Origin of the sequence: Kocuria sp. ICS0012 (assembly GCF_001665945.1) — a bacterium.
In the GTDB taxonomy this organism is placed as follows: Bacteria; Actinomycetota; Actinomycetes; order Actinomycetales; family Micrococcaceae; genus Kocuria; species Kocuria marina.
The window spans coordinates 1-23,258 of sequence record NZ_LZMM01000059.1 but is presented as its reverse complement, the minus strand read 5'-3'; the positions used below and the strand labels follow the sequence as shown (position 1 = coordinate 23,258).

The window sequence follows — 23,258 nt, the reverse complement described above, 5'->3', positions numbered from 1 at the left end:
CGGGGCGCCTGCTACGTGGTGCGGGGTGCGTGCTGCGGGGTGCGGCGTCCGCTCCACGAGCGCGCGTCTCGTGAGGCGCCAGGTGCGTCCCATCCGGGTGCCGCGGCGGCGCGGATGATCCACATGTGCGCGCCCGCCCGGGGTTCCGTGTTCGCGCGCCCTACAGTGTGTGCCATGAACGACGACGTCCGCGCCCTCGGGCGGCCCACTGCCGTTTCCGTCCCCGCGGGGGACGTCGAACGCGACCCCGCCGTGGACGTCGCCCGCGTGGGGTGCGTGATCACCGTGGTGTGCAGTCACATCCTCATGGTCACCCTCACGGCGGATCCCGCCACCGGGGAGATCCGCTCTGTCCTGGTCCCGACTCAGCAGCCCTGGTACTGGTGGGCCACGTGGCTCCTGCAGATCATGCCCCTGTTCTTCGTGGTGGGTGGGACGGCCACGGCGGGGGCGTGGCGGCGTCGTCGGGCCCGGGGAATGGCGCGGGGCGAGTACGTGCGGGAACGCACGCTGCGGCTGATCCAACCCGCGGCGGTGCTGTGGTGTGTGCTCGCCCTCGGTGCGGGGATCGCGGTGGTGGCGGGAGCCGGGATCGAACTCGTGACGTTCGCGCTGTCCGGTGTGGGGATGGCGTTGTGGTTCCTGGCGGCCTACCTCGTCTGCCAGGGATTGGCACCGCTGTTCGTGGACCTGCACGAACGCATGGGGTGGGTGTGGTGCTGGTTCCTGTTCTCGTGCGCGGTGGCCGTGGACCTGCTGCGCCTGACCACCGGCTGGCAGTGGTGGGGGCTGCTCAACATGGTGTTCGTGTGGCCGCTCATCCAGCAGTTCGGCTTCTTCCGGGCGGACGGGTGGTTCGGGGCGCGGCGTCGACCGGTGCTCGTGGCGCTTGCCGCGGGATGCTACGCCGTGTCCGGGGTGTGCGTGGCCTCCGGGTCCTACGCCCCGGACATGCTCACCAACCTCAATCCGCCCACCGTGTGCATGGTGCTGCTGGGCTTCGCTCAGGCGTGTCTGCTGGAGGTGTTCTCCCCGCTGTTGCGGCGGGCCATGCACTCCCGGGTGGTCCGGGCGGTGGTGTATGTGGTGGGTACTCGTGCGTTGACCATCTACCTGTGGCACCTGCCCGTGGTGGTGGCGGTCATGGCGGTGTGGTTCTTCGCCGTGGGCTACGACCCCGTCCCCGGTTCCGCCGCCTGGTGGTGGCTGCGGATCCCCTTGACCGTCCTGTGTTGGGCGGTGGTGCTCGTGGTGGCCACGGTATTGCGGCGGCTCGAGTCCTCATCCACGGCACCGTGGGGCGCCCGCCCCATCCGGTTGTCCAATGCCGCCGTGGTCGTGGCACTCGTGTGTGCCGTGGTGCCGCCGTTGTGGGAGATCGTCACACTGCTCACGGTGCCGTTGACGGTGGCGGGCGCAGTGGGAGCGGTGGCCGCGGTGGTGCTGCTGCGCAGTGGCCGCGTCCCCTCGCGGGCCGAGCGGGCCGAGACAGCGCCCACTTCCCAGGCTCGCTGAGGCCACACGGCTTTAGCGCTGGACACTGTGAGGCACGCTGAGGCCACGCGGCGAATTGTGGGCACGCGGAGGCCACCTGGGGCGGAGTGAAGTGGCTTCCAGCGACCAGAAATTACGCCATGGCCTCGGAGTGCCTGAGAGTTACGCCTCGGCACGGGAGCCCCGCCGGAAGAGGCTCACCCCTCCCGCGGGTCCCCCAGGTGGTCGATGACCAGTTCGAACAACCGCGGGACCACCATGGGGTGTACCTGGTGGCCCATCCCGGGGATCCGGACGAAGCGCGCATGGGGGATGACCTCGGCCGTGGCGGGGCCGCCGTCCGGGCGCACGATCTTGTCCTTGTCCCCGTGGATCACCAGCGTGGGGGCGGTGATCCGGGACAGCACCTCCGTGCGGTCCCCGGATGAGCGGATCGCCCCGATCTGACGGCGCATCGCCTCAGCCTCACCTCGCGGATCCAGGCTGCGGTCCCAGTGGGTTGCGGCGAGTTGACGTTCGTACGCCACGTCCACGGGGAACCCCGGACCGGCCAGGTGGTGGGACATGACCAGTCGCCCCCGGATGTACATGTCCCGGGTCTTCGCCCCGGGGAACATGAGCAACGCCGCGGTGGAGGTCGCGGCCGTCCCCACGGACGGATCGCCCGTGGTGGAGCACAGGGAAATGAGTCGCCGCACCAGCTCGGGGTGGTGGCCCGCCAACGACTGGGCGATCATCCCACCGAGTGAGAACCCCATGACATCCGCTCGCTCGACCCCCAGCGCCCGCAGGGTGTCCGCGACGTCCTCGGACATGTCCTCCACGGAGTACTGCCCCTCCGGCAGGGGCCCGCGCAGCAACCGGCGGGCCGAAGGGGACGTGGAGGTCACCCGGAAGGAACGGCCCACGTCCCGGTTGTCCAGGCGGATCACCCGGTACCCGCGATCCGCGAGGGCATGGACGAAGGACACGGGCCACGTGGCCAGGTCGAACGCGAGCCCGGTGATCAACACGAGCGGCGCCCCGTCGGACGGCCCGTCCAGGCGCACGCAGATGAAGCGGTCATCATCCAACTGCACCGTGCGTTCCTCACCGCTTTCACCGGGGCCCGTGAGCAGGGCGGGCAGCTGCTCGGGAACGGGAGCGGCGGCGTCGTCGAACCGCAGGAATCGATCCACGACCGGCTTAGCCAACAACTGACGCCGGTCATCGAAGTAGTTCATGGCCATCCGCCACGGCGCCGTGTCCCCCTGGCGGGGCAGCTGGTCGAGGGAGCGTTGGACGTAGCCGGCGTCGAAGTCCAGCAACGGGCGCGTGCGCAGACCCTCGGGTGCGACCGGGCGCACGGACGCCGCGCCCACGGAATCCGTGTGCGCGATCAACCGGGACAGCCAGTCCACCACGAGTCCGATCTTCAGCGTCCACGACCCGTTCGTGTACCCAATCGCAAAGGCCAGGTTGGGCACGTCGCTCAGCATGGCGCCGCGGTAGGCGATCCGCTCGGGGAGGTTCACGGGTCGCCCGTCCACGCTCAAGCGCGCGCCGCCGAACATGAGCAGGTCGAAGCCCGTGGCGCTCACGACGACGTCCGCCGCCACCCGCCGCCCGTCCGTCAGGACGAGGCCGTCCGCGTCGAAACGGTCGATGCCCGCGGTCACGATATGGGCGTTGGGTTCGTGCAACGCGGCGAAGAAATCCCCGTTGGGCGCCACGCACAGCCGTTGGTCCCACGGGTCGTACGGCGGGGTGAAGTGCTCCCGCACGGAGACGTCCGCAGGGAGGCGACGGCGGTTCACGGCCGCGATCCCCGCCCGCACCACGCGCGGCGCGGCCTTACTCGCCACCCACAGTGCTCTCTGCCCCGCGGCCATGAGCGGGCGCAGCACTCGCGCCGCCCGTGTCCTGCCGAGCGCCATGAACAGCACCTTCTCGGCCACGCCGGGGGAGGGCAGGGGCAGGATGTACGACGGCGTCCGCTGCACCATCGTGGTCTCGGCACCCCGCGTGACGAGCTCGGGCAGCAGGGTCACCGCGGTGGCCCCGCTACCGATCACGGCGACTCTCTTGCCCCGGACATCCAGGTCCTCGGGCCAGAACTGGGGATGCACGAGCTGGCCCCTGAACCCCTCGACCCCCGCGAAGTCCGGGATGTGGGGACGGTCGTAGCCGTAGTACCCGGTGGCCACGAACACCCACGTGGCGGTGATCGGCTGGGTCTCGCCGGTGCCGATGGGTTCGGGCCGCGGGGCGCCGTCGACCGTGGCGTGCGCGGATCGATCGGAAGTTGCGAGGCGTTCGGCGTTGCCCGACACGGTGTCATTACGGGGGCGGCGACCGGACGGGGCGGCGTCGTCGGGCTGCGGGCCATCAACCGAGTGCCCGGGTGCGCCGCCGCCGACGTCGCTCGGAGCCGCCCCCGCGCGGGGTTCGGGTGGCGCGGTGCGCTCGACCGTCACGGTCCAGTGGCTGGTCCCGGAGGACCAATCCGCGGCGGTGACGCGCCGGTGGTAGTGGATGAGCTTGTCAACCCCGGAGGCGCGAGCGGTGTCGCGGATGTAGTCCAGGATCGCGGAGCCCTTCGCGATGGGGTTCTGTCGGGTCCACGGGCGGAAGTCGTAGCCGTAGGTGTAGAGGTCCGAGTCGGAGCGGACCCCCGGGTAGCGGAAGAGATCCCACGTGCCACCGGAGTTCCCGCGGGACTCGAGCACCGTGATGCTCTTGCCGGGATGTTCGTGGCGGAGTTTGCAGGCCGCCCCGATCCCGCTGAGGCCGGCCCCGATGATCAGGATGTCGGTGTGCTCGGGCAGCGCTGCGCCGGCGTGCTCGCTCATGGATTCATCGTATGGTCCTCGCGGGCACCGCACGCGCTACCCCGGGAAAGTGGCCGGATGGCCATTGTCCGTGGACCATGGGGTTCCTAGGCTGGGGTCCACATTATCGCCCACGCGAAAGAATCGACATGGATGCCGTAGGTGGGATGGTCCGCAGGACAGCGGGAATCACGGTCCTTTCCGTGCTCTTCCCTGCCCTGTTCATGACGCATTCCGTCGCTGCGCAGCCGGTGTCCACGGCGACGTCCGACGCGATGGGGATCTCGGCATCCGAGTACGCCGGGATCGCCAGCGCGGCCAGAGCGGCGGGAATCAGCGAGGCGCAGATGACCCGGGACATGGCGTACGCCGCACGAACCAGGGTGTCCCCCAGTTCCACCCCGGCGATGAGCATGAGCGCATCGGTCCAGGTCAACAGCTGTTCGAACCCCGTGCCCGGCCACGGCTACCAGAACGCGTTGTTCGACGCCGACTGCAACGCCCACGACGTGTGTTACTCGGCTGAGGGCAACGCCGTCCGCTCCCGCGCCCAATGCGACGAGCAGTTCCGCAGGGCCATGAACGCCACGTGCACGCGCACCTTCGTGAGCACGAACATCGAACACAAACGCTGCATCGGCACCGCCAGTTATTACTACTGGATGGTCAGGGCATTCGGTGCACCCTATTTCAAGGGGTAGGACCATGAAGAAATTCAAGGGAGAAATCATCCTCGCCGTCAGCGGCGCAGTCCTGATCCTGTGTGCCTGGGCGTCGTACGTGAGCACTTCCTGGTTCCCGGAGGCCACCCTGTCGTCCCCGGCCGTCCCGTTCTTCCTGCTGATCCTGGCCGGCACCGTGTTCGTGTTGTGCGCCGCCAGCGGGATCGGGAAGCTCCTCAACAAGGACTGAGGGCGGATCCCGCGCCTTGCACCGACATGTGATCTGGCTTACCTTGAGGGAAGCCTACGGCGGGTCCTGCATCGGACTATCTACCGGGCGAGCAACCAAGAAATGCACTGGTGCGACACCAGGGAGCTCCCGGAACAGCTGAGGATCCACACTCCACGTCGTGACCGGTAGCTTGTCACGAGGACTTCAGTGCCATGATCGAGATCCAATTGACCATCCACGGTCGGCAATGTGGGTTCAACGACGTCAGCCCCCACACCCGACTGCTCGACTTCCTGCGGGAACGCGGACTGACCAGGGCCAAGGAAGGCTGCGCGAAGGGCGAGTGCGGGGCGTGCGCCGCCCGGACGAGATCATCCGCGCGATACGCTCGGGTGCCAGCCCCGCGGCCTGGCCGATGATGAGGGCGCGGCAACGATCGCGCCGTACATGGTGAGCACGTGTTGTGCTCCGAAAGCGATGATGCAGTGGATGGATTCGGGTCAGTACGCGGTGCGGGAGGTGTTGGCCGCCCATGTGTCGAAGGGTGCGGTGCGGTTGTCGATGCCCACGTGGTGCACGGGCAGCAGTTCGTCCCGCTGGGCCCGGGTGGCGGTGAAGAAGTCGTAGAACGCGGCGTCGTCGAAGCCGCCGTCCGCGGCGTCGTGGCGGTCCGCGGCGAAGTACACGGCGTCCAAGCGCGCCCACAGCGAGGACGACAGGCACATGGGGCACGGTTCGCAGCTCGAGTAGAGCACTGCGCCGCTGAGGTCGTACGTGCCCAGGGCTGCGCACGCGGCGCGGATCGCGGAGACCTCGGCGTGGGCGGTGGGATCGTTGTCCGCGGTGACGCGGTTGACCGCCGTGAACTCGCGCCCGTCCGCGGTCACGACGACGGCGCCGAACGGGCCGCCGTCCTCGGAGGCGTTGCGCACGGCCACGTCGATCGCGCTGCGGAGGTGGCGTTGCACGGGGGCGTCGGACGGGGCCGAGGTGGTGTGGGTGGGAGGGGTCATGGTGCTTCCTGTCATGGGTCTTAGATTGCGGTGGTGAGAATCAGGGGGAGTCGCTCTTGTAGACGCGATGGATCTGGCCGGTGTCCGTGAGCTCGCCGCTCTCCACGCGACGGCGCTTCCACCACCAAGTGGCCGTCCACGATGGCGATCTCCTAGCTGTACAGCTAGGAGATCTCGGGCCTCGCGACGGCCAGTGGGTGCCCACTCCTGGATCCAACGGATGACTCACGTGATTGCGGCGCGAGCGCTGGATGCGCCTTTGCTTTTACTCCGTTGAAGCAGATTTCTGCCGCCCTGCGTGCATTTGCTCCACTAGAAATGCCCAGGGAGGTGGAAGGGGCAACGTGACGGTCGAGCGGGTGAAGCATGCGCCTCCGTCCGGCCGCACGCCTCACCCGGCCGCGCCCCAGGCGGGCACACTCAGATCTTGAGGTGCACCAAACTCGTCCCCTTGGTCTCCAGCGCCGTGCGCACCGTGTCCGCGAGGGTGTCCATGGTCGCGGGGAGGCCGGTGGCGCCGAAGCCCTCGGCCAAGCGCACCCAGTCCGGCTGCACGAGGTCCACACCGAGCGGCTGGATGGAGCGGTCCACCATGTTCTGCCGGATCTCCCCGTAGCCGCCGTTGTCCACGCAGATCACGGGCAGGTCCAGGCCCAGTTCCACCGCGGTCATCAGTTCCTGGATGGAGAACATCAGGGCGCCGTCCCCCACGAGGCACACCACCGGGCGCTCGGGTGCGGCCAGCTTGGCGCCGATCGCCGCGGGCAGGCCGTAACCCAGCGTCGCGTACGTCCCCATGTAGAGCAGGGAGTGGGGAACGGGTGCGCGGAAGAACGTGGTGGATCCCATGTAGGTCACCTGGGACGAGTCGCCCGCCAGGATCGTGTCGTCCGGGACCACGTCCATGATGGTCTCGTTGAGCGCCGCGAGCTCGGGGGCCCACGTACGGCCCTCCTCGTCCATCGCGTCGAAGACCTCGCGCAGGCCCGGTGCCGTCCGCGCGGAGGGCGCGACGTCGCCGGGGCCCCCGGCGTCGGCCCGCGCCCGCAGACCCGCGAGCAACTGGGGGACCACCGCGGCGGAGTTGCCCGGGACCTCGACGTCCGGGGTGAGGTTGCACAGCATCTGGTCGCGCATGATGTCCACGCGCACCACGGGCCCCTGCGGGGTGATGTCGCCGCCCCACAGCTCGGCCTCGCCCACCTTGGAGCCGATCACGAGCAGGGCGTCCCGCGAGCGCAGGAACTCGTGGGCCGTGCTCAGCCGCAGGTCCGCGCCCAGGGAGAGCCGGTGTTTTTCGGGGATCGCTCCCTTGCCGTTGGTCGTGGTGATCACGGGTGCCTCGAGCAGTTCGGCCAGCTCGAGCAGGTGCTCCCCGGCGGCCAGGGAACCACCGCCGGCCAGGATGACCGGGCGCTCACTCGCGGCGAGCGCCTCGACGGCCGCGGCGACGTCGGCCTCCGGTGCCGGCGCGGGCTCGCCCAGGGGGCGGGGTGCGGTCGCGGACTCGGGGACGTCCGCGGGGGCCTCGAGGATGTCCAGGGGGATCTCGATGTGGATGGGCCGCGGCCGGGAGTGTGCGAAGTCGCGCATGGCGTCGTGGATCATGGTCACGGCCTCGGCGGCGGAGGTCACGCGCCGGGACACGCCCACGATCGCATTGACCGCGGCGGACGGGTTCTTGGTCTCGTGCAGCGAGCCGATGTCCCGGAAGTCGTGTCCCACGGGCCGCCCCGGGGAGAGCAGGATCATGGGCCGGGACTCAGCGTACGCGGTGGCCGCGCCGGACAGCGAGTTGAGCAGACCGGGTCCGGAGGTCGTGATGACCACGCCGGGCAGCCTGCGCACCTGGGACCAACCGTCCGCGCCGTAGGACGCGCCCTGTTCGTGGCGCGTGGTGATCGGGCGGATCCCCAGCTCGCGCAGCGGCCGGTAGAACTCGAGCGAGTGCGTGCCCGGGATGCCGAAGACCGTGTCGATCCCGTAGCCGCGCAGCGTCTCCAGGACGGCACGGGCCGTGGTGCGCTCGGGGTGCGACGACGCCGCCCCCGCCGGGTTCTCGAACCCCCCGGGGGCGGCGGTGACCGTGTTCTCGTTGCTCATGCCTTGGACTCCTGAGTCCGTCGGTTCCATTCCTGACTGACGTCGGACGGGGTGGGCCTGCTCATGAGTGACACCGCCACGAACACCACTGCGGAGGCGATCAGCCCCATGTAGATGGGTGCGTTGGCGAGCACCCCGAAGACCATCATGCCCGCCACTGTGGCTACAACCCCCACCCCCATGGACCACATGGCGCCGGCCGCGGTGGCGCGCGGCCACAGCAGCCCGCGGCGATCGTGGCCCCGGAGGCGGTGGACATCATGGCCGCGACGCCCGCGGCGAGCACCACACCACCCAGGCCCACGGGGACGTGCTGCTGGGCCATGGCCGCGAAGGCCTCGTCCGGCATCTCGAGGGTGGGAAGAACGGCGGCCGCAGCGGTGCCGATCAGGGCGCCAGCCACGCCGTACAGGGCCACATACCCGGCGGAGATCACCCCGCCCCAGCGGGCGACCCCGGGGGAGCGGGCGGTGAACACGCGCTGCCAGATGTCCTGGCCGATCAGCATGCCGAATCCGTAGATCACGAACTGCGTGATGATCCCCTGCAGACCCATGGCGCCCAGGTCGAAGAAGGAGGAGTCCAGCCGCTCACGGATCCCGGACCACCCACCCCCGGCGGCCAGCGAGAACGGCAGGAGGATCGCGAAGATCCCCACGGTCATGAACACGAACTGCATGAGGTCCGTGAGGGTGATGGACCACATGCCACCGAGCACCGAGTATGCGATCACCACGGCGCCACCCAGGAGGATGGCCCACGGCCGGGAGATCGGGAACAGGACGGAGAAGATCGCCGCGTACGCCGCGGTGGAGGTCACCGCGATCATGATCGTGTACGCGAGCATCACGAAAGAGGACGCCGTGGCCCCGCCCTTGGCGCCGTAGCGCAACTGCAGCATCTGGGAGACGGTGAAGACCTTGAGCGACTGGATGCGCGCGGCGAAGAACAGACTCAGGACCCCCAGGCCCACGGCGATCGCCACCACGAGCCACATCCCGGAGATCCCGTACTTGTACCCGAGACCCACACCGCCCACGGTGGAGGCGCCGCCCAGGACCACGGCGGCCATCGTGGAGGTGTACAACCCCGTTCCCAGCCGGCGCCCGGCCACCCGGTAATCGGTGGCGGTGCGGGCGCGGCGTGCCGCCCACAGCCCGATCACCACCATGGCGATCAGGTACAGCACGATGACCAGGACGTTCACGGGGGTCTCCTCGACAGAACTCGGGGTGTCCGCGCGCGCGAGCGGATGCGCTCGTGGGCGGGGTGGTTGGCACTAGGGTTTTATGCACCAGGTCACAAAAAGTATCACCGCGGTGGCGGTTCACGCCGCCGCGGGTGCCGTGTTCGTGGGAACCACGCCCCGAGAATCGCGGTGCACGTCCCCGGGTGATCCCCGGGAGGTAAGGAGTTCAGCAGTGGAACCGGAACGCGTCGTCGAAACCAATGCAGCGGGTGAGCAACGGGTGGGCCCCGTCAACGCCGCCCTGACACCGCGGTGGGCCGGGCCGGCCACGTTCGCGCGGTTGCCCCGCACGGATCAGGTGGAGCACACGGACATCGCCGTGGTGGGCGTGCCGTTCGACTCGGGCGTCTCCTACCGTTCCGGTGCGCGCTTCGGTCCGAATCACGTGCGCGAGTCCTCCCGGTTGCTGCGCCCCTACAACCCCGCGCAGAACCACTCGCCGTTCGCCCACCTGCAGGTCGCGGACGCCGGGGACATCGTGGGCAACCCGTTCGACATCCCCGAGGCCATCGCGTCCATCGAGACCGCCGCCAAGGAGCTCATGGGGGAGTCCACCAAGGTCGTGGCGATCGGCGGGGACCACACGATCGCGCTGCCCCTCATGCGCGCCGCCCACTCACGGCACGGCAAAATCGCACTGTTGCACTTCGACGCCCACCTGGACACGTGGGACACCTACTTCGGTGCCGAGTACACCCACGGCACCCCGTTCCGCCGGGCGTTCGAGGAAGGCATCATCGACACGGACGCCGTGATGCACGTGGGCACCCGCGGGCCCCTCTACGGCACCCAAGACCTGGACGACGACGCCCGCTTCGGTTTCGAGATCGTCTCCTCCGCGGACGTCATGCGCTCCGGCGTGGACGCCGTGGTCGCGGCTCTGCGCGAGCACGTGGGGGACCGCCCGCTGTACGTCTCCCTGGACATCGACGTCCTGGACCCCGCCCACGCACCCGGCACCGGCACGCCCGAGGCCGGTGGCATCACGAGCCGCGAGGTCCTCGAGATCCTGCGCGGTCTGCGCGGGCTGGATGTCGTCGCGTGCGATGTCGTGGAGGTCGCCCCCGCCTACGACCACGCCGAACTGACCGGGATCGCCGCGGCCCACGTGGTCTACGAGCTGATCTCGCTCATCAGCCTGGGCGCCGGCGCGTCCGCGGACGGCCCCGCCTACGGCATGTCGGGTGCCCGTTACGGGGGCCAGTGATGAGCGCGTTCGCGTCCCGCGCGGGGGAGTTCCGGCCCTCCCCGGTGCGCGCGGTGTTCGAGACGGCCATGGACCCCTCGGTGGTGTCCCTGGCCGGGGGCAACCCGGATCTGTCCGTGCTGCCGGGCGGGACCGTGGGGGATCTGGCCGCGCAGCTGATCCGTGAGCGCGCCGGTGAGATCCTGCAGTACGGTTCCGGCGCGGGGACCGCGGGCCTGCGCGAACTGAGCGTGCGGCTCATGGCGCGGGGCGGGTCCACGGTCACGGAGGCGGACGTCCTGCCGACCACCGGGTCCCAGGCCGGGCTGGACCTCGTGACCAAGCTGTTCTGCGATCCCGGGGACGTGATCCTGGCCGAGGGCCCCACCTACGTGGGTGCGCTGGGCGTGTTCGGCGCGTACGAGGTGGACGTGCGTCACGTCCCGGTGGACGAGCACGGCATGGACCCGAGCGCCGTCGCCGACGCGTTGGACGACGCCGCGGCGCAGGGTGAGCGCGTCCCGTTCGTGTACGTGATCCCCAGTTTCCAGAACCCCACGGGCGTGACCATGCCGGTGGAGCGGCGGCGCGAACTGGTGCGAGTGTGCGCCGAGCGGGACGTGATGATCATCGAGGACGATCCCTACGCGCTGCTGTCCTTCGACCGCGCGCAGCCCCTGGCCTCGATGCACGGGATGGACCCGGAGCACGTGATCCACCTGGGCAGCTTCTCCAAGATCTTCGCCCCGGGGCTGCGGATCGGCTGGATCGCGGCTCCCCCGGAGGTCAGGGGCCGGTTGCAGATCGCCGCGGAGTCCGTGGTGATCCACCCGTCCAACCTGGCACAGTCCCTCGTCACGGCGTGGGTGGGTTCCGAGCAATGGGAGCCCGCGCTCGACAACGCTGTGACCCTGTACCGCGAGCGCTGGGAAGCCATGGACGCGGCGTTGACCGAGTTCATGCCGTCCTCAGCGCGGTGGACCACGCCCACGGGCGGGTTCTTCACGTGGGTCACGGCGGACGAGTTGGTGGGCAAGGACGTCCTCGCGGAGGCGATCGCCCATGGGGTGGTGCTGGTACCGGGCTCGGCGTGTTACATGGACGGCCGGGACTCGGACGCGGTGCGGCTCGCGTTCTCCGGTGTTGCTCCCGCGCGGATCCGGGAGGGCGTCAAGCGGTTCGCGCAGGTGCTGCGGGACCTCTGACGCCGTCGTGCTCGCACCGCGGTGCTTCCGCCGGAGGCCGAGCGCCGTCCACGCGGACCGGCGACGGGACGTACTCGAGCATCCCGTGATCGGTGGGCGCGGTCAGGGTCGCGGGGGAGAGATGGGCGTCCTGCGCGGTCCGGAGAGTGCGCGCATCCAACAGGGCCCGCGCGGTGCGTTCGAGGGACACCCGTGCGTGGCCCGCGGTCCCCGTGGCGAGCAGCGCGCAGGCCGCGGCGGCCATGCCGTAGCCCGCGGTGTGGTCCAGGGCCTGGACCGGTAGGGCCCCGGGGCGCCACCTCCCGTGCTCGCCCCGCGCACCGTAGTGATGGGCGATCCCCGTGGCGGCCTGGACGATGCTGTCGAATCCACGCTGTCCGCCCCGGGTGCCGGAAGGTTCCCACGCGCTGAGTTCCACGTGGACCAGGTGGGGGAAGCGGTCGCGGATGCTCGCGGCGTCGAGACCGAGATCGGTCAGGGAGCCGGGCCGGTACCCCGTGAGCAGGACGTCCGCGGCGTCCAGGGCGTCGGCCAGATCCTCCGCCCGCGTGGGATCCGCCAGATCCCACGACACGCAGCGCACCCCCGCATCGGTGTCCAGGTGCTGGCCGAGCAGTTCGGGCAGGGCGGGCGGGTCGATGCGCAGCACGTCCGCGCCCAGGGCTGCCAGGAACTTGGTGGCCGTGGGACCCGCGATCACCCGGGTCAGGGAGACCACGCGTACGCCCGCCAGGGGAGTGAGCGACGCCGTCCCCCGCGGTGCCGCGAACGGACCCTTCGCGGAACTGGACGGACAGCCTGCGGAATCGGACGAACGGGTCGACGCGCCGGAACCGGCACGGTCGAACAGTCGGACGGGGATGTCCGCCGGGGTGAGCTCGAGCCACGGCCCCGGCTCGGACGCCGCATCTGCGCGCCATTCCTGTTCCGTGGCCACGCGAGCGGCAATGCCGCCCTCGGCGACGATCCGGGACTCGGCCTGCTCCCCGGTGAGCTGGGCGAGGGCGGGTGCGAGGGCGTCGTCGTGCGTGATGTCCAGGGCGCGGAACAAACGCTCGCGGTGGTGCGGGTAATTGGCGTGCGTGCGCAGCCAGCCGTCCGACACGGGGAAGAAACCGGAACACGGGGCGAAGCCGGGCAGGGACTGCCCGTCGAGGCGGAGGTGGGAGACCGAGCCGAATGCCGCGAGGACCTCCGGCAGCTGCGCCGTGATGACGCTGTCCCGATGGCCCATGGTGCGGGCGAGCTGCTGGGCGCCCGCCACTGCCAGTCCCACCCCCGAAACCGCCAGCCGCTGGACGTCCAACGGCCCGGACCAGTACCGACCACTACCGTGCACCGCGGTCGCCGCGTGCTCGTTCGCGCGCGGGAGCAGCCCGTCGAGGGCCGAAAGGATCTCCTGCATGCCGCTGCCTCCCGGGGCCGGAACCGTGGGCCACGATTCAAGCACACGGGCGCGCTCCGCGGGGTTCACGCGGGAGGAGGCCGTACCGCGCATGCTTAGGATTGTGAGTCATGGACTCCTCGCACGCTCCGGCCGCCGACGACCGCCGAGCCCGCATGCTGCGCAGCGCCGCGCGGCTGCGTGCGGTGCTGCGCCAAGGGGTGTACTTCCTACGCAGCATGGAGGGGGCGCGGGAGCTCACGAGTCAGCAGATCAGCTTGTTGACCATGCTCAAACCGGGCGGTGCCCGCATGACGAGCATCGCCTCGAACCTCGGGGTGCGCACCCCCACGGCCACGCAGAGCGTGGACCGGCTGAGCAAGGCCGGACTCGTGCAACGCGATCCGGACCCCACCGATGCGCGGGCCGTCCTGGTGTCGCTGACCCCGCAGGGGGAAGAGGTGCTCGCGCGTGAGGATCAGCACCGCAGTGAACGGGTCGCGGATGTGCTGTCCGAATTGAGTGCCGAGGAACTCGACCTCCTGGACGCCGCACTGCCGGTGTTGGCCAAGCTCGCGCGGGCCCAGGAGTCGAGCGGGGACTGACCCGGGTCAGAGGGTCTCGGTGACGTCGTCCTCGGGGAAGCGGGGGCCGCGCTCGTAGGCGGGGGCCACGGGGTGCCCCAGGTTCACGACCACGATCGAGCGCTTGCCCGTCCCGGCGAAGAACTCCCGGTCCACGGCCTCGGCGTCGAAACCGGTCATGGGCCCGGCGGCCAGACCCACGGCGCGGGCGGCCACGATGAAGTAGCCCACCTGGATGTGGGAGTTGGCCTTACCGCTGGTCAGGCGCAGGTCCTCGTTCTCGTCGTACATGCCCTGCAGGTGCGGGGCGGCGGGGAGGAACTGGGGGAAGCGCTGGTGCCAGTTCTCGTCGTAGGACAGGATCGCCGTCAGCGGCGCCTGGCGGGTCTTCTCCTGGTTGCCGCCGCTCATGTGCTGCACCAGGCGCTCACGGGCCTCGGGGGTCTCCACCCAGGTGATGCGCAGGGGCTGCGAGTTGAACGCCGTGGGGCCCATCTTGGTGAGGTCGTAGATCGCCCGCTTCTCATCCTCGGTCACCGGCTCCTCGGTGAAGTGGCTCGCGGTGCGGGCGTCGATGAACAGGCGCTCGGCGTCCTCGGAGGAGATGGCGAGGGGCAGTTCCTCGGTGGTCACGGTCGTCATGGGGGTCCTTCCATCAGGCGGGTGGACAGGCCACCCGAAATCATTTCGCCGGAAACTATACCCACGTTGCGGCGCGTGAGGGGTCGAATGTCGGCAACGTCACGCACACCTGTACATTGCTCTGGTGACTTCTGCGTTCCTTCCCGGACTGGTGACCGGGCTCGCCCTCATCGTGGCGATCGGCGCCCAGAACGCGTTCGTACTGCGCCAGGGGATCCGCCGCGAGCACCTGGGTGTGGTGGTGGGCATCTGCATCGTCTCGGACATCTTCCTGATCGGCCTGGGGACCGCCGGGATCGGCTTCCTGATCGACCGCGTGCCCTGGCTGCTGAACCTCTTCCGCTGGGCCGGCGTGGTCTACCTCCTGGTCTTCGCGGTCACCTCCTTCCGCTCGGCTCTTAAGCCCCAGGCGATGGACGTCTCGGGCGACGACGCCGGGTCCTTGCGTCGCGTGGTCCTCGCCACCCTGGCGTTCACATGGCTCAACCCGCATGCCTACCTGGACGCGGTGCTGATCCTGGGGAACCTGGCCAACCAGCACGGTGAGCAGCGCTGGATCTTCGCCGGGGGCGCGTTCGCCGGCTCGGTCATCTGGTTCACCGCACTGGGCGCGGGGGCCCGGGCGCTGTCGCACGTGCTGAACACCCCGCTCACCTGGCGCATCGTGGACGCCCTGGTGGGCGTGGTGATGGTGTTCATCGCGATCCAGCTGGCGCTGATGCCCGCCGTCTGATCCGGGCACCGCCCCGGCGGCTGGTGTGCTGGAATGGAGGCATGACTCCCACCTCCTCCTACACCAGCAGCGGCACCGGGCGCAGGTCCCAGGAGTTCACCCCCACCTCTGCACTGCGGGGGTTCCTCTCCCACTCGGGCCGCAGGGCTGCCGATCTGAGTCCCGGCTATGAGCGAGTGTGGGAGCACATCGCCCAGATCACGGATGCGGGCCGTGGGCTGCAGCAGGAGCTGGTCATGACCTCCGTGGAGGCCTATCCCGCGCGACCCACCCGCCCGGTGCTCAACGCCGTGGCCGCCTCCTTCGAGCTGCTCCACACCGCCATCGTGCTGCGTGCCGACGCCGACGGTCTGCGGGGAATGACGCGCGCGGCCCACGCGGCGGACCGCGTGCCGTCGGGGTCCCCGCAGCAGCACGACGACGCCGCGGTGCAAGGTGCGATCGCGCACGCCCCGGGTGCCGTGGAGGGGGCCTCCGGGAGCAACCCTGCCGGGTGGGCAGACCGCGATGGTTCCCGTGCGGACCTCACCTCGGCGGCTGGTGACCTCGCGCTCACCGGCGCCTACCGGCTCATCGCCACCTCCCGAGTGCCGGAGACGCGCATGCTGCGCCTGCTCGAGATCCTCGACGAGTCCGTGTTCCACGCCGTGGCGGGCGAGCGCCTCGTGGCCCAGGTGACCCGGCGCACCCAGCCCGTTCCGCACGACAAGGCCCTGGACGCCATCCGGCTGGCCATTGCGGTGCCCTGCTACGAGGCGCCCCTGCGCGCGGGCGCCGTCCTAGGCGGGGCCCCCACCGCGCACGTCACCGCCCTGGCGACCATCGGGCGCTCCCTGGGTGTGGCCCACCAGCTCACCGGTGAGCTGCGCGCGGCCGCCGGCTCCCCTGACGCTGCGGGTGAAGCGGGCTCCGCGGGCGCGTCGCCCGTGCTGACCCCGGACCGCTGCACGGTTGCGGGGGTCCTCGTGGAGGCGGGTGACTATGCTGCGGAGTGGCAGGCGCTGCGAGAGCGGGCCGTGCGGCAGCCGCTGGGGGACGACGACGTCGCCCACGCCCGCGACCTCCTCGACCGCTCCGGTGCGGCCCGCTCGGTGGCCCGCATGGTGGACACCGCCGTGCGCCGTGCGAAGGACACCATGGCGGCCACGGACCTGCCGCCCGCCCTGGTGCAGAGCCTCATCGCGTGGCTGGAGCGCGAGACGGCGGTCTGACGGGATATTCCTCGGTCGGAATGGTTCTCCGCCCGTGCACGCCGACGGCGCCCGGGCCGAAGCCCGAGCGCCGTCGTGATGCTCACCGGCAAACCCCGGAAGGGCGTCAGATCTGCGTGAGCGCCCCCGCGGGGTTCTCGATGCAGTCGGCCACGAAGCGGATGAAGCCGCCCGCCGCGCCGCCGTCGCACACGCGGTGGTCGAAAGCGATCGACAGGGTCGCGACCTTGCGTACCGCGAGTTCACCGTTGACCACCCACGGCTTGTCGATGATCCGACCGATCCCCAGGATCGCGACCTCCGGGTGGTTGATGATGGGCGTGGCACCGTCCGTGCCGAACACCCCGTAGTTGTTCAGCGTGAACGTGGAACCACTCAGCTGCGTGGGGGAGGCCTTGCCGGAGCGGGCGATGTCGATGATCTCCCGCATGGCCCCCGTGAGCTCCACGGCGCTGAGCCGGTCCGCGTTGCGCAGGTTGGGCACCATGAGCCCGCGCTCGGACTCCACGGCGAGCCCCAGGTTGATGCCCTGGAACCGGGTGATCGTGCGGGATCCGTCCGGCGCGGTGTCCATGCGCGCGTTCAACTGCGGGAACCGCTGCAGCCCGGCCAACGTGAACCGCGCGATCAGCGCGAGCAGGCTGGGCGTGGTCCGCGGGTCCGCGGCCTTGAGCTCGGCGCGCAAGCGCAGCAGCTCGGTGGCGTCCACGTCCACCCACACGGTGGCCTCGGGGATCTCGCCTCGCGAGCGCGTCATGGCGTCCGCAATGGTCTTGCGCACACCCTTGACGGGCTCCCGGACGGCCACGCCCAACCCCGTGCGGGGGTCCACGTCCTGACCCGTCCCACCGAGCTCCGGCGAGGACGACGGCGCCGCGGGCGGCTTCGGAGCCCCGGCCAGGCCCGCAGGTCCACCCTGAGCCCCCGGTCCACCCGGTGCCGGGGGCGGCGGAACGGGTGCACCGGTCGTGAGACCCGGGGCCGCGGGACCGGCCGTGGCCAGACCCGTGGGAGCCGGCCCGGCGGCGTCGGCCCGGGAACGCTGGTCCTCGACCTGGTCCAGCGCAATGAGGACGTCGCGGCGCATGATGAGACCGCCCGGGCCGGTGCCCGCGAGCGCGGTGATGTCCACGCCGTGTTCGCGCGCGAGCTTGCGCACGAGTGGCGAGACGACCGTGGGGGCCATCCGGGGTGCCGCGGTCAGCGCGTCGTGCGTGTGGGCAGCCGCGCCCGTGGGGGCAGCGCCGTCCGGAGCGGCAGGACCGCCGCGCTTGCGCCGCCGCCGCCGGGAGGACCCCGCGGCGGACGTCCCGTAACCGATCAACACGTTGCCGGAGGACTCGTCCTCGCCGGCCTCGGGGTCGGCCTCGTCCACGGAGAGCTCGGCCGACGGGCGGGTGCCCGCGAGCTCCTCCTCGCGGTACCCGGCCCCGTGGGTGGGCTCGGGAGCGTCGTCGTCGGATCCGGAACCCGCGGCGGACTCCGGGGCCTCGATGCCGTCGGAGACGGAGATCAGCGGTTGGCCCACCAGCAGCGTGTCGCCCTCGGCGCCGTGGAGTGTGTGCACCACGCCCTCGAACGGGGTGGGTACCTCCACGGCCAACTTGGCGGTCTCCACCTCCACGATCGGCTGGTCCATGGTGACGGTGTCACCCTCGGCCACGAGCCAGCGGAGGATGTCCGCCTCGGTGAGCCCTTCGCCCAGGTCGGGCAGGTTGAACACATTGATGCTCACGGGTCAGTCCTCCCATTGCAGGTCGTCCAGGGCATCCAGGACGCGCTCGGAGCTCGGGATGTGGTGGTGCTCGAAGGACGGCGAGGGGTAGGGGATGTCGAATCCCGTGACCCGCAGCACCGGTGCGGCGAGCGAGTGGAAGCAGCGTTCCTGGGTGCGCGCGGCGATCTCCGAGGCCACAGACGCGAAGCCCTGGGCCTCGGCCACGACCACGGCGCGCCCGGTCTTGCGCACCGAGGCGGCCACGGTCTTGTCGTCGTAGGGGACCACGGAGCCCAGGTCCACGACCTCCACGGACATCCCGTCCCGGGCGGCTTCCTCGGCTGCGGCCAGGCACACGGGCACGGACGGCCCGTAGCTGATCAGGGTCGCGTCACTGCCTTCGCGGGCGACGACGGCGTGGCCCTCCCGGCGCGGCAGCGTCCCGTTCTCGTACTGCGAGCGCAGCTCGTCCAGGTCCACCTGCGCGGTGGACCAGTACAGCCGCTTGGGCTCGAAGAACACCACGGGGTCCGGCGAGTCGATCGCCTCGCGCAGCATCACGTAGGCGTCCGTCACGGAGGCCGGGGTGAAGACCTTCAGCCCCGGGGTGTGCGCGTAGTAGGACTCGGAGGAGTCGCAGTGGTGTTCCACACCGCCCACGCCACCGCCGTAGGGGATGCGGATGACCAGGGGCATGGGCAGCTTGCCGCGGGTCCGGTTGTGCATCTTGGCCACGTGGGAGGCCACCTGCTCGAACGCGGGGTACGCGAACGCGTCGAACTGCATCTCCGCGACCGGGCGCATGCCGTTCATGGCCATGCCCACCGCGGTGCCGATGATCCCCGACTCCGCGAGCGGGGTGTCGAAGCAGCGCTCGCGGCCGAAGCGCGCGGTCAACCCGTCCGTGATGCGGAAGACCCCGCCCAGGGTCCCCACGTCCTCACCGAAGACCACGACCTCCCGGGACGCCTCCATGGCGTCCGCGAGTGCGGTGTTCAGCGCCTTGGCGAAACTGACTTTCGAAACGCTCATCACGCCTCCTCTCGGGAGAGCTCGTCGGCCAGCTGAGCGGCTTGTTCGCGCAACTGGGTCGTGGGTTCGTGGTAGACGAAGCGGAACAGGTCCTGGGGATCCAGTTCCGGCTTGGAGGCCATGGCCTCGCGCAGCCGCTTGGCCATGGCCTCGGCGTGCTCCGAGATCCGTTGGGACGCGGCGTCGTCCAGCGCACCCTGGTCGGAGAGGTAGCGCTGCATGCGGGTGATCGGGTCCTTGGCCACCCACTCGCTGACCTCGTCGCGCTCGCGGTAACGGGTGTCGTCGTCCGCGTTGGTGTGCGCTTGCATGCGGTAGGTCATGGCCTCCACGAGCAGCGGACCGCCGCCCTGGCGGCACAGCTCCACGCCGCGGCCCAGGACGGAGAGCAGCGCCGCGAGGTCGTTGCCATCCACGCGCTCGCTGGCCATCCCGTAGCCCACACCCTTGTGGGCCAGGGACGGCGCGCGCGTCTGCGAGGACAGCGGCACGGAGATCGCGTACCCGTTGTTCTGCACCAGGAACAGGACGGGCAGCTGGAAGACGGCCGCGAAGTTCAGGGCCTCGTGGAAGTCCCCCTCCGACGTCGCCCCGTCACCGCACATGGCCAACGTCACCGTGTTCTCGCCGCGCAGCTTGGCGGCGTGGGCCACACCCACGGCGTGCAGCAGCTGCGTGGTCAGCGGAGTGGCCTGGACGGAGACCTTGTACTTGCGGGGGTCGTAGCCGCCGTGCCAGTCCCCGCGGTAGGTGCTCATGACCTCCAGCGGATCCACACCGCGGGACATCACGGCCACGGAGTCACGGTAGGTGGGGAACAACCAATCGTCGTCCTCGAGGCACAGGGCAGCCGCCACCTGGCAGGCCTCCTGGCCGTGGCTGGACGGGTAGACCGCCATGCGGCCCTGTCGCACGAGCGCCATGTTCTGGTCGTTGATGCGCCGGCCCACCACGAGCTTCTCGTAGGCGTCCAGCAGGCGGGAGTTCTCCGGCATGGGGTACTCGTGGCCGGGCTCCTGACCCTGCTCGGACTCCGGGACCGCGCTGCCGTCGGGGTTCAGCAGCCGGATCTCGCTGCTCGCGGGCAGCATGTACTGCTCGGGGGTGATCCCGAAGTTTTTGGAGGCCTCCACCGCCGGATTCACGGACGGGGTGTGCTCCTGGGCGGCGGATTCGCCACCGGCGGGGGTGGGCTCGCTCATGGTGCGTCCCTTTCTTCTCTGTGTGGAAGTCGGTGGTGCCCGGCACCTCGTTCCGCGGCAGCGCGCAGCGAAGGGCGGGGTGGACACATCGTCCGCACAGTATGAAAAATTCGGCCGCCTCGTCTCCACACCGGGGGAAATTCGTGGACGAACGGTGATTCTGGGGCGCTCTCATGGACAATATGCTTGGTAGTGACGTGCGTCATGCTGCTTCGTCTACCGCGTCGCGTCCGGTGACGACGGCGCTCGGCGCGGCGTCGTCGTCACCCCCGAAGCGCGCGGGCCGTCGCGAAGGGGCGTGAGGCCCATGGTCATGGAGCGCGAGGCCCATGACGAGAGACCGCGGGGCACGATGACAGAGAAGGAGTACCGGATGGCGGAGCGGGAGCGCCCCGAACTGGACGACACGGATCGACGGATCCTGGAGGAACTCTCGGCGGACGCACGGCAATCGGTGACCGCGCTCGCGGCCAAGGTCCACATCTCCCGCGCGCACGCCTACGAGCGCATCCGCAGGCTGCACGAACAAGGCGTGGTGCTGCGCTACACCGCGGTGATCGATCCCGCGCGGGCGGGGCTTGAGGCCTCGGCATACGTGACAGTGCGGTTGAAGCAGAACACGTGGCCGTCCCTGTGCGTGAAGCTGCGCAAGATCCCCCAGGTGCAGCACATCGCACTGGTGGGTGGCACGTTCGACGTCATGCTCCTCGTGCGCGCCCGGGGCACGGCGGAACTGCGGGAGGTGATCTTCGACCGCATCCAGCCCATGCCGGAGGTCGTGGACACGCAGACGTTCCTGATCTTCGAGGACGTGGACGTCCGCGGGTGACGGAGCCCTGCCCGTGGGTGGCGTCGGATGCTCGGCATACGATCGACATGGATGGGGTGGCCGCCGCGGTCATCCACGGATCGTTCACGGTTGGGAGTTCGCATGACTGAGACCGCACGGCTCGCCCTGGTCACGGGAGCCACGGGATACATTGGCGGCCAGGTGGCCCAGGAACTGTTGCAGCGGGGGTGGCGGGTGCGCCTGCTCAGCCGCAGTGCGGAGAAGGTGCGCGACCTCCCCTGGGGGGACGCTGTCGTCCCCGATGGGCAGAGCGCAGAACCCGGCCGCGCGGAAGTGGTGGAGGGGGACGCCTCGGACGCGAGCGACGTCGCCCGCGCCCTGAAGGACGTGGACGTCGCGTGGTACCTGCTGCACTCCATGGGCGACTCCGAGAACTTCGTACAGGAAGAAGTGGAGATGGCGGAGACGTTCGCGCGGGCCGCTCACGACGCCCACGTGCAGCGGATCGTCTACCTGGGGGGACTGCACCCCACGGACGAACCGGTCGAGCAACTGTCCGATCACCTGCGTTCGCGCGTGGAGGTGGGGCAGGCGCTCATGGACTCCGGGGTGCCCACTGCGGCGCTGCAGACGGGTGTGGTGATCGGGGACGAGTCCTCGTCCTTCATCATGATCCGTCACCTCTCCGAGCGACTGCCGGGTGCAATCGCCCCCAAGTGGGTGCGCAACCGGATCCAGCCGATCGCCGTGGCGGATGTGGTGCACTACCTCGCGGGGGCGGCGGACCTGCCGTCGGACGTGAACCGCACGTTCGACGTGGGCGGTCCGGACGCCATCGAGTACGCGGACATGCTGGACCAGTACGCCCGGGCTGTGGGCAAGGGCGGGCGGTTCATGCTCACCGCGCCCGTGACCACCGCCGAGCTCGCGGCGTACTGGATCGGGCTGGCGACCCCCATCAGCTCCCGGCTCGCGCGGCCTCTGATCGGTAGCCTCCAGCACGACACCGTGCTGCACGAACGGGACCTGGACGATTACATCGGTGCCCCGGAGGGCGGGCACACGTCCTTCGCCGACGCGGTGCGCGCCGCCGTGAAGAACGAGGACCTCGGCCGGTGGCGCCGCGTCTTCCTGACCACCGCGGGGGCCGTGGCGGCCACGGCGGTGGCCGGTTCCCTGGTGACCGACCCCGGTTCGCGGTGGTACCGCACACTGCGCAAGCCCCGGTTCCAGCCCCCGGCCTGGCTGTTCCCCGTGGCATGGACGGCTCTGTACGCGGACATCGCCGCGGTGGGCGCGCTGTCCATCGCGGATCTCGGGGAGAAGAAGCAGGAGAAGGAGAAGCGCGCCTACATCGCCGCGCTCGGGACCAACCTGGTGCTCAACGCCGGGTGGAGCATCCTGTTCTTCCACCGCAAGCAGCTCACCGCGTCCTCCGTGGAGTCTGTCCTGTTGACACTCAGCAGCGCGGACCTGGTGCGCCGTAGCGCAAAGGTGTCCCCCGAGAAGGGCGCTGTGCTCAGCCCGTACGCGGGCTGGACCGCGTTCGCCGCCGTCCTGACCAACACCCTCCGAGCACTCAATCGGCGCAGGAAGTGATGATGTGAGCGAGTACCGGGTCAGCCCCTACGGGGACGCCACCCAGGCCACGCGCAAGCGCACCGTGTGGGTCGTGATCATCACGGGCCTCCTGGCCGCCGCAGGTCTCGCGTGGTCCCTGCGCATCCCCGCCGGGGACCCGTGGTTCACCCCCGCAACCTTCATCCTCGCGGGGGTATACATCATGGGCAGTTCGATCGCCGTGCGGATGACGGGGGAGCGCCTGCCCTGGAAGGTCACCCCCAAGGGCTTGCGGGACGCGGTGATCGGAGGTCTGCTGCTGGCGGCGCTTTTCATCGCGGGCGGTTTCATGGTGCGGCTCGTGCCGTTCCTGGCCGGGCCCGTCCACGAACTGCTCAACCACGCCCGCGTGGGGAGCTTGTTCATGGTGGCCCTGACCACCGCGGTCA

At 70.2% G+C, this 23,258-nt stretch carries 19 protein-coding genes and 2 pseudogenes; 12 read left to right on the top strand and 9 right to left on the bottom strand.

The genetic code is table 11. The features are described 5' to 3' along the window. Window positions 1–174 precede the first annotated feature (174 nt). On the top strand, window positions 175–1,515 hold the full coding sequence (locus A5728_RS09825; protein WP_082943389.1) for an acyltransferase: 1,341 nt from the start codon (window positions 175–177) through the stop codon (window positions 1,513–1,515). A gap of 176 nt (window positions 1,516–1,691) precedes the next feature. On the opposite strand, the gene A5728_RS14525 is transcribed toward A5728_RS09825, so the two are convergent. Then, entirely contained in the window at window positions 1,692–4,325 is a 2,634-nt protein-coding gene (locus tag A5728_RS14525) for an alpha/beta fold hydrolase (protein WP_082943388.1), read from the bottom strand. 182 nt (window positions 4,326–4,507) lie between these two features. Between A5728_RS14525 and A5728_RS09815 the strand changes: the two genes are divergently transcribed. The 3 genes from A5728_RS09815 to A5728_RS14195 all read left to right on the top strand — a co-directional run bounded on the left by A5728_RS09815 (window position 4,508) and on the right by A5728_RS14195 (window position 5,617). Next, the gene (locus A5728_RS09815; RefSeq protein ID WP_197493148.1) at window positions 4,508–5,005 is read left to right on the top strand and encodes a phospholipase A2; all 498 of its coding nucleotides are present in this window, start codon (window positions 4,508–4,510) and stop codon (window positions 5,003–5,005) included. A 4-nt stretch (window positions 5,006–5,009) separates the two neighbouring features. Then, the gene (locus A5728_RS09810; protein ID WP_064846857.1) at window positions 5,010–5,216 is read left to right on the top strand and encodes a hypothetical protein; all 207 of its coding nucleotides are present in this window, start codon (window positions 5,010–5,012) and stop codon (window positions 5,214–5,216) included. 194 nt (window positions 5,217–5,410) lie between these two features. Beyond that, entirely contained in the window at window positions 5,411–5,617 is a 207-nt protein-coding gene (locus A5728_RS14195; RefSeq protein ID WP_156523429.1) for a 2Fe-2S iron-sulfur cluster-binding protein, read from the top strand. A gap of 81 nt (window positions 5,618–5,698) precedes the next feature. On the opposite strand, the gene A5728_RS09805 is transcribed toward A5728_RS14195, so the two are convergent. From A5728_RS09805 to A5728_RS09795, 3 genes and pseudogenes are all read right to left on the bottom strand, one after another. Beyond that, entirely contained in the window at window positions 5,699–6,211 is a 513-nt protein-coding gene (locus A5728_RS09805) for a nucleoside deaminase (protein WP_064846856.1), read from the bottom strand. 420 nt (window positions 6,212–6,631) lie between these two features. Next, complete coding sequence (locus tag A5728_RS09800; RefSeq protein ID WP_064846855.1) at window positions 6,632–8,314, bottom strand: thiamine pyrophosphate-binding protein; 1,683 nt, start codon at window positions 8,312–8,314, stop codon at window positions 6,632–6,634. After that, window positions 8,311–9,521 (bottom strand): annotated as a pseudogene (locus A5728_RS09795) (sodium:solute symporter). The gene A5728_RS09800 and the pseudogene A5728_RS09795 overlap by 4 nt, the downstream one beginning before the upstream one ends. 214 nt (window positions 9,522–9,735) lie before the next feature. Between A5728_RS09795 and speB the strand changes: the two are divergent. Continuing rightward, window positions 9,736–10,770 carry an agmatinase gene (gene speB / locus A5728_RS09790; protein ID WP_064846854.1) on the top strand — a complete coding sequence of 345 codons (1,035 nt, stop codon included), beginning with the start codon at window positions 9,736–9,738 and terminating at the stop codon, window positions 10,768–10,770. After that, complete coding sequence (locus tag A5728_RS09785; protein WP_064846853.1) at window positions 10,770–11,954, top strand: PLP-dependent aminotransferase family protein; 1,185 nt, start codon at window positions 10,770–10,772, stop codon at window positions 11,952–11,954. The genes speB and A5728_RS09785 overlap by 1 nt, the downstream gene beginning before the upstream one ends. On the opposite strand, the gene A5728_RS09780 is transcribed toward A5728_RS09785, so the two are convergent. Continuing rightward, window positions 11,920–13,452 (bottom strand): CoA transferase, encoded by a 1,533-nt coding sequence (locus tag A5728_RS09780; RefSeq protein ID WP_064846852.1) that lies wholly within the window; start codon window positions 13,450–13,452, stop codon window positions 11,920–11,922. The genes A5728_RS09785 and A5728_RS09780 overlap by 35 nt on opposite strands. Before the next feature lie 17 nt (window positions 13,453–13,469). Here A5728_RS09780 and A5728_RS09775 point away from each other — a divergent pair, with 17 nt between their 5' ends. After that, complete coding sequence (locus A5728_RS09775) at window positions 13,470–13,943, top strand: MarR family winged helix-turn-helix transcriptional regulator (RefSeq protein ID WP_064846851.1); 474 nt, start codon at window positions 13,470–13,472, stop codon at window positions 13,941–13,943. A gap of 6 nt (window positions 13,944–13,949) precedes the next feature. On the opposite strand, the gene A5728_RS09770 is transcribed toward A5728_RS09775, so the two are convergent. Continuing rightward, on the bottom strand, window positions 13,950–14,564 hold the full coding sequence (locus A5728_RS09770; protein ID WP_064846850.1) for a malonic semialdehyde reductase: 615 nt from the start codon (window positions 14,562–14,564) through the stop codon (window positions 13,950–13,952). A 124-nt stretch (window positions 14,565–14,688) separates the two neighbouring features. Between A5728_RS09770 and A5728_RS09765 the strand changes: the two genes are divergently transcribed. Both A5728_RS09765 and A5728_RS09760 read left to right on the top strand, forming a co-directional pair. Beyond that, the gene (locus A5728_RS09765; RefSeq protein WP_064846849.1) at window positions 14,689–15,297 is read left to right on the top strand and encodes a LysE/ArgO family amino acid transporter; all 609 of its coding nucleotides are present in this window, start codon (window positions 14,689–14,691) and stop codon (window positions 15,295–15,297) included. 41 nt (window positions 15,298–15,338) lie between these two features. Beyond that, window positions 15,339–16,508 carry a polyprenyl synthetase family protein gene (locus A5728_RS09760; RefSeq protein WP_064846848.1) on the top strand — a complete coding sequence of 390 codons (1,170 nt, stop codon included), beginning with the start codon at window positions 15,339–15,341 and terminating at the stop codon, window positions 16,506–16,508. A gap of 106 nt (window positions 16,509–16,614) precedes the next feature. On the opposite strand, the gene A5728_RS09755 is transcribed toward A5728_RS09760, so the two are convergent. Genes A5728_RS09755 through A5728_RS09745 form a run of 3 tightly spaced genes read right to left on the bottom strand, consistent with a single transcriptional unit; the run spans window position 16,615 to window position 20,459 of the window. Then, entirely contained in the window at window positions 16,615–18,243 is a 1,629-nt protein-coding gene (locus tag A5728_RS09755) for a dihydrolipoamide acetyltransferase family protein (RefSeq protein WP_064846847.1), read from the bottom strand. 3 nt (window positions 18,244–18,246) lie between these two features. Beyond that, window positions 18,247–19,257 carry an alpha-ketoacid dehydrogenase subunit beta gene (locus A5728_RS09750; protein ID WP_064846846.1) on the bottom strand — a complete coding sequence of 337 codons (1,011 nt, stop codon included), beginning with the start codon at window positions 19,255–19,257 and terminating at the stop codon, window positions 18,247–18,249. Continuing rightward, window positions 19,257–20,459, bottom strand: coding sequence for a thiamine pyrophosphate-dependent dehydrogenase E1 component subunit alpha (locus tag A5728_RS09745; protein ID WP_064846845.1), 1,203 nt, complete (start codon window positions 20,457–20,459; stop codon window positions 19,257–19,259). Before A5728_RS09745 ends, A5728_RS09750 begins: the two co-directional genes overlap by 1 nt. Window positions 20,460–20,832: 373 nt before the next feature. On the opposite strand from A5728_RS09745, the gene A5728_RS09740 reads away from it, so the two are divergent. The 3 genes and pseudogenes from A5728_RS09740 to A5728_RS09730 all read left to right on the top strand — a co-directional run. Further along, entirely contained in the window at window positions 20,833–21,288 is a 456-nt protein-coding gene (locus A5728_RS09740; protein ID WP_064846879.1) for an Lrp/AsnC family transcriptional regulator, read from the top strand. Window positions 21,289–21,390: 102 nt separating this feature from the next. After that, window positions 21,391–22,848 (top strand): tryptophan-rich sensory protein, encoded by a 1,458-nt coding sequence (locus A5728_RS09735; RefSeq protein WP_064846844.1) that lies wholly within the window; start codon window positions 21,391–21,393, stop codon window positions 22,846–22,848. Between the two features lie 4 nt (window positions 22,849–22,852). Next, window positions 22,853–23,258 (top strand): annotated as a pseudogene (locus A5728_RS09730) (CPBP family intramembrane glutamate endopeptidase); the annotation flags it as partial.